Genomic DNA, 12,041 nt, shown 5'->3' with positions numbered 1-12,041 from the left:
GTATGTTCGATCACGGGATTCGTACTTTGTATGAGAAGCTTTTCACTATTTAAATGATTTTTAAGGACTATAATTAAGCGTAAGGATCAAGTATACTTTTCTGAAAAGGGAACAAACCGTTAAAGCCTTTGATAAACGTATTATCAATAAGTTTTCAATCATTTCCACGGATGTTAAATTTTATCCGGAAATCAAAATTGTATTGGTAAGGAACGATTATCCTAAAAATCTATGTATAATTCCCTTTAATTTCACCTAATTACTCTTTTTTAAAATGATTGGTAATTTAATAGTAGGTAAGAAAAATTCTAATTGAATAGTCATTCATCGAATAGTACACTTCGCTTATCGATACTTTCACACACGTTTAACGTCATGTAACAACATAAAATAGGAATTTTCTTACTTTTTTAAGAATATTGCTCTTTAATGTAATAGAATAAATACGATACTTGATAATGGACAAATTTATTATAGAAAAAGGCACATCATTTTCACAAACACGACTCATAGTTTAAACTCGCTTGGCCGACAAAAACTAATTCATAGGGTAGTCGCCCTATTATTTGCTTCGTCAAAAGAAATTTTAAAGAATTTAACTGTTGACAATCTTATGGTTATAAGGACCACGATTAGAACATAATACTCGTACGAGTATTGATGTTTCAGAAAATTAAAAATATCTATACTATGTAATATTCAACCAGTATGAACATTAAAAAACACATTAAATCTATGAGGGTTCAATTCCCCAAAGCTTATTTCGTATGAGAAAAGGAAGTTTAAAAATTCAAGGTATTCATTGATAAAAATATTCTATTGAATACCTCGTATGCTTGTATCGAGGAAGTTTATTCGCTTTTATATTAACATAAATTAATCTTTCAAAACTATGCCTGAATTCTCTAAACGTAGAGTGGAAATTGTCTTTACACTTTCTCTATTGACCTCGGTCATTTCTGTGATTTGGTGTATTCTAGCTAGAAGCTTGAATATGTTGGAGCTGAGCAATTATATTGGGGCAACGGTACCTCTTTTTGTGTTTTCTGCTATTATTTCTAAAAAAGGAAACCTTACTCTGGCGCGTATCATCTATATAATCGCTTTTAATTTGAGCGTTGCCATAACTTCTTCGTTCGTCGGAAAGGCCGGCAGTGTGGAATTTATATTGATGTTTGCCATGGCATTACCTTTTGTGTTTTTTTCGTTTAGACGGGAAAAAAACTATATCGTAATTTTTCCAGTGCTGTCAATTGCACTTTGGTTTCTTCTGTATTTTACGGATTTTAACCTATTTACAAATACAAAGATGGATGCTTTACTCGCAGGAAAGTATATTTATCCTATTTCCATTTTTACCAATATAGTTCTAGTTACCTATCAATTGATATTTTTCTCTTTCATCAACGCTCGATTTTATTCGAACATACATAATGAATGGGAAGATGCCATTGAGGCATCAAATGCCAAGTCTAGGTTTTTGAGCATGATGAGCCATGAGATTCGAACTCCGCTGAATGCGATTACTGGGCTCTCCCATATCTTAGGCGATACTAACCCTAGAGAAGACCAACGGGACAATATAGAGGCACTGAACTATTCGGGGAAAATATTGCTGAATTTACTAAACAATGTGTTGGATTTCAGCAAAATGGAAACTAGCGTAATCGAGCTCGATTTAATTCCCACAGACATATTGGCAGCTGTAAAGCAGATAAAAAAGATACATGAGCCTGCTTGTTTAAGTAAAGGGATTGCTTTAGACTTGGAGATTGATGAAGAACTTCCAAATGTCTGGTTAGATATCGTGCGTTTCAATCAGGTAATCAACAATCTGGTCTCTAACGCCATAAAATTTACCGAAAAAGGAAATGTGACTTTAAAAATAATAAGGCATAAGCACATAAATGGAAATGTGCTTATGCGTACTGAAATCATAGATGTCGGAATTGGTATTACTCAAGAACAACAAGAAAAAATATGGCAGCCATTTACCCAGGCCTCTATTAGTACAAATCGTTTATATGGAGGTACCGGACTTGGCTTGCCAATCGTTAAAAGTATAGTGGAAGCCATGGGATCTACAGTAAAAATAGAAAGTGATGTCGGGGTCGGAAGTCGCTTTTACTTTGATTTAGAGTTAAAACCGGCTTCAAACAGGCAGGTAGATCAGAACACCCTTAAAAAAGAGCGAAATCTAAAGGGCAGAAGAATATTGCTGGTAGAGGATAACAAAATCAACATTATGGTCGGCAGACAGATATTAGAAAAGGCCAATCTAGTTGTAGATGTAGCTTTTGACGGTCTAATGGCCGTAAATATGGTACGGGAAAACAATTACGATGTAGTCTTAATGGATATTCAAATGCCCATAATGGATGGCTATGCTTCCACCCAGGAAATCAGAAAATTCAATACCACTTTACCAATCTTGGCGCTATCGGCCTCGGTATTCCTTGAAGTGAAGAACAAGATTTTTAAAAGTGGCATGAACGGTTTTATTTTTAAACCTTTTGATCCCGAAGACCTGTTCAATAGAATCGAAAAGGTGATGGATATATCGTATGTTTAATAGTTTCCTTAAAGAAAAATTCACTGAATTTCATAGTTTCACCTTGCTGATAATCCCAAACACCACTTAGGATATTAACTTTATCGCTTTCAGTTAGCTCTTCCTATTGGTCTGAATTCTTAATTTGATAATTTGAAGTAATTTGGCAGTCCTAAAATAGAATCATCTATTAAATATCGGTTCCGTACTACAAACTCTTTTTTAGTGTTATTCAATGTTACTTTGCTCATGTCAGTACGCTAACGTAGCGTTGCAAAAACCTTACATTACTTATATAACCCAACTATGAACTGTTTACCTAATCAAAATAGTGTCGTACCTCATCCTTTATTTAAACTTCGAATTTTGTTTTAATTCGCCCACACGATTTTCTATCGCATCGTTCTATAAATATATGGGTATAGCCACCTCGATATCTATCATTAGAAAGTGCTGGCTAAGCTGAATGATGTATTCATATCCTCAAAGTGGGGTTTTAAACATGTTCTAAGTTCTAAGAGTGCCTATTTAATAGGTAATCTGTGAGGTAAACGGCTCAGAATATTTGGAAGCCCTTCCAACGATTGGAGCCATAGTAGCAAATACTTCTAATTTTCTGCTAATTGGTGACATCTCCTTATTAAATCTACCTAAAGTAAGCGCCATAGGAGTCTCTATCGTCATTTTCGCCTCAGTTGCTTTTATCATGGTCGCTTCTTGACCTAGAAGATCATCTTTTCTACCTAAAGCGATCGAAACAACGACGCTTTCGTCCCAATTAGGTATAACAAGGGGGGCATCTAAAGCTCCATGAATATCATAAACGAAAACATGTAAGCAATAAGGCATTTCTAGCTTTAGATCCAGTTCATGGAACTGTATTGTTGTTAGTACGGTTAAATCGTTGATGTCATCTCCTACGTTAATATATTTAGGTATTTTTTGCAGTTCTACGGAAAGTATCTTGGCCATGATTATTATTTTTTAGTGTTGATTAATTGACGTTTCATAGAGGCAAGGATACCAACAAGAACACCGACCCCGAAACTACCTAAGATGATAAGAACCCGGGACATTGATAATTTCCAAAGTAAAAATTTAACATCGGTAACCTCTGCGTTTTGTAACGAAAAAATCACGATTATAACTGCAAATAATAGGGCTAGAATAGTTTTGAATTTCATTTTATAATTTTTTTTGACAACCAAAGTAGCGTGATTATGCTGCTTTCTTACATGTGAAACCTGTATCTCATACGAGACCTCAAGTTTGGAAATAAAGATATGGTCGTTGAAAAGTCGTTGTTCAGTTTGTTCAATGCTTTTTCCAAATTCTTATCGGTATGATTAAATAGAGCATCTTCTAGGTGACCTACTTTTTCGACCAAACTTTTGCAGCTATTTTTGATATTTTCTATTTTTCAATCGTGTATGTTTTATGGTTATACTATGTATACACAGACTTTTAAAAAAGTCACAAAAAACGTTAGATTAAAAAAAATGCCTCCCATAAGAGAGGCATTCGAACCTTAGTTGTAGGGAGTTAAAAATATGCAGTATGTGCTTACCTTTTTATAATCTTAGATTTATCTGTCAACCCTTTAATCTGTACTTCGGGATTTCCGTAAACATATACATTGCTCTTACCTTGAGCATAAACTTCTAAGTTTCTAGACGCATTAATATATACATCAGAGTTGTTTGAAGTGTAAAGGTCGGCAGAACTGATCTTCATTTTTCTAGCATTTAAATTCCCGGATTTCTTCAAATTGAAGCTTGCATAGTCCGCATCACCATTAAGGTCTAAGTCAGCTGAGTTGTTCAACGTAACTCTTACCTTGTCGGCAATGACATCAGCCTTTAAATCCGTTCTATCATTCATCACTATGGTCGTATTTTCCGACTTCACTTTTATGTCGCCTCCGGCATCCCTGTGCAATGTAATGGTCACATCATCAGCTCTAACATCCAAATTTTTTATCCGACTAGAATTGTACGCATTAAGATAGAATTTTTTAGCTGTGAACCTGCCTTCTCCATTTACTTTAGCATCGTTCTTCAAAATTAAATGTTCAATTTCAACAACAGTTAAGTTGATCTTCAACTTTTTACTGCTTGTGATGTTATTTGAAGTATATATTTTCAATATGCTATCGGTAACGGAAAACTGAAGAATGTCAACAAGGTTACTGTCTATGTTCAAGGCATAGGCATTATTGTTGCCTTGGGTTATGGTGACTTCCAATGCATCGTCTATTTCTAATGCATTGAATTCACCTTGAATTTCCTTAATAACCTGGGTTACTTCCTTATTTCCTTTAATTTTCGGTTTCTTTTGTGCCGCCAATGACACACTTATTAAAGCTATTGCAAAGAAGAGTACGTGTTTTTTCATTATTTAAATATTTAAAAGATTATTACTTGTCTATTCTTTTTACACCAATTTTTCAAAAGGTCACATTTTAAACAAAAAATAATTTTCAAATTACTTGGAATCTTCCGTAACCAGTATTTCCTCTTCCATGATTTTATGTATCGGTACAACTAGTAGCCCCTGTTCGGTTCGTATGTCCATGGTAAGAGATTCTAATGCTTCAATAGTACCAGATACATTCTTGTAGGTAACTTTTTGCCCGATCTTAAATTTTTTACGTGCGTAGGATGTTCTAATAATATCTTTGACAATATCTTTTGAGCCAAGACCAAATGAGATGGCCACGGCCGCTACAAAGCCTCCAAGAATCAAAGTGGTATTGTTTCTAATAATGACGGTTTCGATGCCTGCTTGGTTTAAGGCGGTAACCGTAATGATGAAGGCAATGATATAGAATACCAAGGTGCTTACGAGTTTGGCACCTCTAAGATCAAAGGAGTCGAATACCCCTTTGATGGCTTTCTTTACAAAATTCGCTATATACAGGCCGACCATGAACACTGCTATGGCGCTAAATAATTTTGGAAGGTAGTGCATTAGATTACCAACTTCTTGTGAGACAATTTCCCATTTCATTATATCGGCGGCTGCGATGAGGAACACTAGGAATAATATCCATTTAACAAAAATCAGTATCACCTTTGAAATATCGAATTTTAAGGAGGTTTTTCCGGACAATACTTTTTCATTCAGGGCATTTGTCCATTTATCGGCCTTAACGAATTTTAAAACCCTTTTTAGCACCAAAATAATGATTTTGGTTATCAGCCATCCGATCAATAGGATCAATACCGCACCAAAGATGTTCGGAACGGCTTCCATGATGGTTCTTCCCATCTCATTAATAGTGTTTGCAGTCAACTCTTTCCAAGTAGTAATTGTTTCCATTTTATTGTGGTTTATGGTTTTTTATGTTGCTTTAGGTTTTTATAAATCTGTTTTGCCGTCAATGTAAACGCTGAAGAGAAAAACCTTGTAAGGTGCATGAGAAGTTTGGCATCTTCAATGTCAGATAAAACCGTGTTTCTTAAATCTGAAGGAACTTCTTTTAAAGGAAGCCCCATTCTTTTAAAAATAACTTCTTTACCCATACGTTCACACTTTTGGGGAATTAAACGATTGCAGCCTTCTTATAGCTTATTACCCAGATAAATGAAAAGGTCACATCAAAACGTTTATTTGTTATTTAGAATAAGCGCTAATGCTATAATCATTCTTCCTTTTTATCATTTTTGAAGAAGTCTTTTAAAACGGATAAATATTCAGTACCAAAAAGTTCGGTAAAGCTTTGGAATAATTTAGCCGTCTCGATATTTGATACCAATTCCTCTTTTGCTTCTTCTGGAAGTTTCTTATCTGTTTCTATTTGTTTGAAAATATTCTCTTTCATATTTAAAGTGTATCATAAATTTTTACAACTTTTGCCTTGGCTCTGTTCAATCTCATTTTTATGGCACTTTCACCAACGTCAAAGGAAGCTTGTAATTCTTTGATAGAAACATCATCTTGATATTTTAATAGTAAAAGTGATTTTTCTTCAGGGGCTAATAATTCAAGAGCCTTGGTAAGTTTTTCGGCATTTAAGGTGTTTATCTCATCGATTTCAACGTTTTCCTCACTTAAATGATACTCATGGGCATCCAGAGGTTCCGACCTGTTTTCTTTCTTTTTGTCCCTGTTCACGTAATTAATGCAAAAGTTATAGACCATGACGTACAACCATGTGGAGAAAGATGCCTTATCACTATTGAAAAGTTGTAATTTTAAAAAGACTTTTAGGAAAATTTCTTGTGTGAGATCTTTTGCATCACTATCATTTTTAGCAAAACTAAAGCACTTGTTATAGACCTTGTTACCATAACGGTCATAAAGAATACCAAAAAGTTGACTGTCTTTTGAGGCATTTATTTTATCGACCAGCTCCCCATCGCTCATCTTTTTTGCCAAGGTGAGGTACGATTCCTTTTTGGAGCCTACAAATACTAAAATAAGCGTTTTGAGTACTGACATTTATTATTTGAATCTGTCGTTTTGTTGATTAGATTCTGACCGATTGAACTTTAACTATATAATGTACTAATAAATTTCCTTTGTTACCAGTTCTGAAATTAAACGAAACTGATGAAGACCAAGAAAACCTATAGTTTAAATGAACTCTAAATATGCTGTGAATGCATGAAATAGGGCCTCTATTTGTGGAAGGCTTCTTGCGATCTGTACAGAGATCCGAACCTACATTTAAAACTTCTTGAAATAAAAGGCTTGCCAAAGGGTGGTTGTTAGGCTTATCGCAGGGCTCATTTTTTAAAATGGGTTGAACGCACATAGTGATTCTTAACATCAACGTTTTAAAAAAGGGAGCTAAGACTGTGGTGTTACCTGTAGATGGCCAAATACCCTTGATGTGAAAAATTGATATCATGCAATTTTAAAATGTAAAAATAGACCCCTTCGGGAAGCCCTCTGTTTCTTTCGATTACCCAATTTACATTGGCAAATCCGTCAAAATTATTTTGGTAATCTTCGGCCTCATAGACCAATCGCCCCCAACGATTATAGATTTGAAGCGAATTATTGCCCGGGGAAAGTGAAATTGCATCTAAATATAAAACGTCATTAACGCCATCGCCGTTCGGTGTTAAAAGATAGTTTCCTAAATCTGCAACAGCCTTGTTGTCTAGGCTACCAAACGTAATAGCACCATACTCTTGGGGGTCAAAAATAGCTGAGGTAATAGTGCCTGATTGCAGATCTCCTGAAACCATTGTGATGCCCAGACTTACCCAAGTATCTTTTTCTATGTGCCAACCGACCACCCGTAAGTTTTTTAGTTGTTCTACAACGTTTTCCAAGCGACTGTTCTGATTCCAGAATAGTCGTACCCTTGAAGGTACTATAGCTTCTAAATCCCAAAACTCATACGGACTCACGGCTGTTACCTTAGCCGTGCGCTTTTCAGTAGGATAGGATGACATAATGCTTGTTGGGTAGTTGGGGTCTTCTTGAAAGTAAGCGCACTTTGCGCTGGCATTTATATCTTCTGAAAGTAACTGTAAGGGTTTGAATTCGTTGCCATAACCTACGGGAAAGGTGAAATCTTTTTTATGTGTAAGTGAAGCGTAGCCATCAATTTTTGTAGTATCTGACAGCCCTGAATAGAAGGCTTGGTCGATAAAGTCTAAATTGACATCTAAAAATGATCTTGGTGTATTGATGTCTCCCAGAATAAGGTTCAGGTTATTGGTTACCCCAACACCGACTTCAAGCATAAGATCATCGGCGACCATAACCTCCATATCATAAAAAATTGGACGAAACGCACCCGAAACGGTCAGAAACCCGTTTTCGCCAAAAAAGCCTACACGCCCCGAGTTTTCATCAAATGTACCATCATTGACCAGATTTACATGAAACCCCATCTGGGCCTCATTTAAAAGTTTAAGGTTCCCGAAATTGCGAAGTGTATTCTGGCATTTTACCGAAGAACAGTTGAAAATGCAACTTACGAATACCATAAAAATATAAAACTTCGATATCATTTTGTAGTCGTTAGTTCTTGCCAATCAGAACCGTCGCTCTGTAGCCATAGTAGACCTTCTTTTTTTAATGTATTATCAACATCACCCTTGTTATTTAGGAAATCGCTAATTGACGAATCATGCTTCGTCGGGTTTTTTATAATATAAATTCGTCCTTTACATTGAGAAGCGCTTGGTAGGGTGATATCATGATCTTCACCCAGAATAACAGTGTGGTGGGTCTCGTTTAAGGTCAAATCTCCTGTTGTTTTAATAATGGCTGTGGAAAAGGAACCATTGGTATGTAGTGTGGAGTTTGGTGTTTTGGTCCCGATTCCTACCCGTTGTTCGGCATCTATTCTCATAGCCTCTTGGCCACCAGTTGAAATACCTATTTCATTTGTAGCTGCGTTGAAAATACCTGTATCCGTATCGTCATTGAACGCGTACGATGGGCTACCCTGCGTACCATCTCCATTGAAAATTTTTAGGGCTTTTATAGTACCGTTCACTTCTAGTTTCTGGGTCGGATTGTTGGTGCCGATACCAAGCCTGGTATCATTGGCATTCCAAAATAGTGCGGCATTGTTCTCTGTTGGCGTACCATCGGTATCCGCAAAAAAGATAGAGCCTTCAGTACCTGAAACAGTGCTGTTAGTAGGCTGGTTGATTAAATCATTATAATCCCCTGAAAAATCATCAGATGCATCTGAATCATAGCTACTTAAATCGACTTCGACGATATCACCATCAGTGTCAACTCCAAGAATATATGAAAATCCGGTAGAGCTAAAATTACCAGTACCATATTGGTTAAAGCGTATGACTTCGTTGCCATCGGTAAAGGTCATCATTCGGGTATAGGAACCACCGCTTATATTTTCATTATAGTCGGCGAAAAAGAATTCACCTACTCCGGCACCTGAGGCGTTCATTCCGAATTGAAAGGATTTCAAGGTATTGCTCATACTACCCGAGTATCGATCAAAGATCATCGCTGCCGTATCACTTGAACGAGATAATCGTAAAACCGAGTTTTCACCTGCAATATGAAGTCCCCGTTGTGGATTGTTCGTGCCTATACCAACATTTCCCATGGTATAGATATCCTGATTGATATTGGTTGCAGTGTTGTTACTATTTGCTTGAAACCAATCACTATCTCGCAGACCGGATAGGTCTGCACTGAACGAGGTTTCCCCTTCGTCTACTTTCAAATTGGTTCCGTCGAATGATACTCCCGTAATATCGTCATCGTCTGATGTGACCAGCTGTGCATCGACATACGTTTTTACTGCGAGTTCTGTTGGGAACTTGGTATTGGTATCATCGGCTAAATTCGTATCCGTAGATTTATTGGCGCTGTCTTCTTTATTGGCCAGGGCATTTAAATTTATGGTCAGCCAAGTGCTGCCATCATATATTTTAGTGACCTCGGCGGTAGTATCGAACCAGATATCATTTTGTAGGGGAGCGTTAGGGGTAGTCGCAGCCGTAGTTACGATAGTATTCCTGACATTCACTAGCGTACCCTTCTGGTCAATGACCATTTTCTCTTGTGCATATATCCCAATTTGTAAAAATAGGAGCATGGCAAGAGTACTTAAGCGATATTTGGTACGTGTTCTAATAATGGCTACGAGTATTTAAATAGAAAAATTTTGTTTTAGGGAAGTCTAAAAACACGAAAGCACTAGGGTTGATTTTTCTTTAATCGTAAAATCGTAAAATTTATGTAGTAACAAATAGAGTAATAAAGCATAGCGCTAGTCAAAAAATCATGAACAGCGCTATGCAATAGAAACTTACTTCACAAATTGTACTTCGATTACGTCACCGTCATAGACCGCCCAATCATTAGGAACTGTCGTATTTGGCACTAAGGTAACTGTAGATGTTGCAACGGTATAATCAACATTGGCGATTAGTTTCGCCCCGTTTCTATAAACCCATACTTGACTGAAGGCCGGTAATACCGGGCTGCCCGTTAATGGATAGGCCGCTTGCGCCGCTGTGGCCGTAAAGCTTTCCTGTCCGCTTTGTATTAGATCCGTGGCCAATAACTTTTTAGTTGCCCCGGTCGCTTCGTCCCGTACTAAAATAGTGTAACCAGTGCCTGTACCAGCGCTTGACGCAGTCGTGGCATCTGAAGAAGCACTCTCGGTCGCGATGTCTATCAACTCGATACCATCAAGACCAAAAATATTTCCATCAACGTCGATAAAGGTGTCATCTGTAAGTGCGCCACCCAACTGCCAGGTCGTTGTGGTTACATCGTCGGTCGTATTCGAGAGCATGGTAATTCCGTTTTTGGATTGCAGGTACTTAATAGTCCCCTTGTTGTCGACCACACGAACGGCTCCGGCAGTTGCTGTAGTACCGGGAACAACATCACCTTGTTTGGTGGCGTCGCCCACTACTTGTTGTGCGCTACCTATTCCGAAGGTAAGCAGTGTCAGAGCCAAAACTCCGGTTTTGAATGCATTTTGGTACGTCTTTTTGTTCATAATATTTAATTTAGGGTAATAGTTAATAATAATTAATAAAATTTTAATGATTTCTAGAAAAATTGAACGATTCTAATTTCGTCGCTTTCAAAGCATATAACATTGGTTTCCAGTTTTATAAGGTTGCTTCCTGAAGCGGTAAAATCTATTTTTATACCATTACGGTAGACAGCTATATTTTTTAGATCGGTAAACGCTAAGGGAGTGGAAAATTCCTGCTGTCCGTTAACCGCTATGATAATGAGCTCTTCCCTTTTCATAAACGAACTAGCTAACGTAGTGTGCAGTTCTCCGGTGGTTTCGTCGACAGCAAGTAGCTTTATGGTGTTGTCGGTTACTTCTGTAAGCCCTTCAATGGCCAAAGTGTTCGTGGCATTCGTAGTAATAACGGTAGGGTGGGTCAACTCCCCTCCAAGTTCTATATTACCCGATGGGGAAATACTAAGGCCGGCCCCAACACTAGATATACTGTTTTCAGTCCATGTCGTACCATTGTAAGCGAACATACCGCCAGTGGTGCGATCTACATAAATATCGCCGGCCACAGGATCTGTTACCGTAGTAGGTGAGGGTTGCCCTACGCCACTTTTCGGGTTGGTATTTATGAGAACCCATGCGAAACCATTCCAAACACTCACTTGATTGAATGTATCATCGATCCAGATATCACCGGCTTCGTTATTGGTCGGCCCAGCGATAGCGGTAGTGACCACTATGCCAGAATTACAAAGGCTTTTCCATGCTGCACCATCAAAAGTGAATATACAGTCGTAATCGATATTGTAGACCAATGCCCCTTTTAAGGGTGTCATTCCTTTCATTTGTAGATTGGTAATGCGCGTAGGAACAAATGCCTTGGTCTGGCTATCAAGCTCCAATATAGATGCACCATCAATGGTGTTGATGTTATTGCCTATTTTCACCTGTCCAAAACTGAGGAAAGTGAAGCATAATAATACGATGCAACTAAGGTGTTTCATAATAAATGTCATAAAATTAATTCGAAGAAAAAGCACTACTGTTAGATAAATA

At 37.4% G+C, this 12,041-nt stretch carries 12 protein-coding genes; 1 reads left to right on the top strand and 11 read right to left on the bottom strand.

The features are described from left to right. Positions 1–892: 892 nt before the first annotated feature. Complete coding sequence (locus ES765_RS09145) at positions 893–2,572, top strand: response regulator (RefSeq protein WP_249356302.1); 1,680 nt, start codon at positions 893–895, stop codon at positions 2,570–2,572. Between the two features lie 507 nt (positions 2,573–3,079). Here ES765_RS09145 and ES765_RS09140 read toward each other — a convergent pair. The 11 genes from ES765_RS09140 to ES765_RS09090 all read right to left on the bottom strand — a co-directional run bounded on the left by ES765_RS09140 (position 3,080) and on the right by ES765_RS09090 (position 11,989). After that, entirely contained in the window at positions 3,080–3,523 is a 444-nt protein-coding gene (locus ES765_RS09140; protein ID WP_138113446.1) for a hypothetical protein, read from the bottom strand. 5 nt (positions 3,524–3,528) lie between these two features. After that, on the bottom strand, positions 3,529–3,735 hold the full coding sequence (locus ES765_RS09135) for a lipopolysaccharide assembly protein LapA domain-containing protein (protein WP_138113444.1): 207 nt from the start codon (positions 3,733–3,735) through the stop codon (positions 3,529–3,531). A gap of 379 nt (positions 3,736–4,114) precedes the next feature. Next, positions 4,115–4,945 carry a GIN domain-containing protein gene (locus ES765_RS09130; RefSeq protein ID WP_138113442.1) on the bottom strand — a complete coding sequence of 277 codons (831 nt, stop codon included), beginning with the start codon at positions 4,943–4,945 and terminating at the stop codon, positions 4,115–4,117. 90 nt (positions 4,946–5,035) lie between these two features. Continuing rightward, the gene (locus ES765_RS09125; RefSeq protein WP_138113440.1) at positions 5,036–5,872 is read right to left on the bottom strand and encodes a mechanosensitive ion channel family protein; all 837 of its coding nucleotides are present in this window, start codon (positions 5,870–5,872) and stop codon (positions 5,036–5,038) included. An 11-nt stretch (positions 5,873–5,883) separates the two neighbouring features. Then, positions 5,884–6,075 carry a hypothetical protein gene (locus ES765_RS09120; protein ID WP_138113438.1) on the bottom strand — a complete coding sequence of 64 codons (192 nt, stop codon included), beginning with the start codon at positions 6,073–6,075 and terminating at the stop codon, positions 5,884–5,886. A gap of 119 nt (positions 6,076–6,194) precedes the next feature. Beyond that, positions 6,195–6,374 (bottom strand): hypothetical protein, encoded by a 180-nt coding sequence (locus tag ES765_RS09115; protein WP_138113436.1) that lies wholly within the window; start codon positions 6,372–6,374, stop codon positions 6,195–6,197. Between the two features lie 2 nt (positions 6,375–6,376). Continuing rightward, positions 6,377–6,994 carry an RNA polymerase sigma factor gene (locus ES765_RS09110; protein ID WP_138113434.1) on the bottom strand — a complete coding sequence of 206 codons (618 nt, stop codon included), beginning with the start codon at positions 6,992–6,994 and terminating at the stop codon, positions 6,377–6,379. 365 nt (positions 6,995–7,359) lie between these two features. After that, the gene (locus tag ES765_RS09105; protein ID WP_171017270.1) at positions 7,360–8,403 is read right to left on the bottom strand and encodes a gliding motility-associated C-terminal domain-containing protein; all 1,044 of its coding nucleotides are present in this window, start codon (positions 8,401–8,403) and stop codon (positions 7,360–7,362) included. A 116-nt stretch (positions 8,404–8,519) separates the two neighbouring features. Beyond that, on the bottom strand, positions 8,520–10,094 hold the full coding sequence (locus tag ES765_RS09100) for a hypothetical protein (protein ID WP_138113430.1): 1,575 nt from the start codon (positions 10,092–10,094) through the stop codon (positions 8,520–8,522). Between the two features lie 213 nt (positions 10,095–10,307). Then, positions 10,308–11,009 carry a hypothetical protein gene (locus ES765_RS09095; protein ID WP_138113428.1) on the bottom strand — a complete coding sequence of 234 codons (702 nt, stop codon included), beginning with the start codon at positions 11,007–11,009 and terminating at the stop codon, positions 10,308–10,310. 53 nt (positions 11,010–11,062) lie between these two features. After that, a complete protein-coding gene (locus ES765_RS09090; RefSeq protein ID WP_138113426.1) occupies positions 11,063–11,989 on the bottom strand; it encodes a hypothetical protein in 927 nt (308 codons plus the stop codon). Positions 11,990–12,041: the final 52 nt, after the last annotated feature.

The organism is Maribacter sp. ACAM166 (genome assembly GCF_005771495.1).
Lineage (GTDB): Bacteria > Bacteroidota > Bacteroidia > Flavobacteriales > Flavobacteriaceae > Maribacter.
Note: the sequence above shows the minus strand (reverse complement) of the source record. Positions and strands in the feature narration are given on the sequence as shown.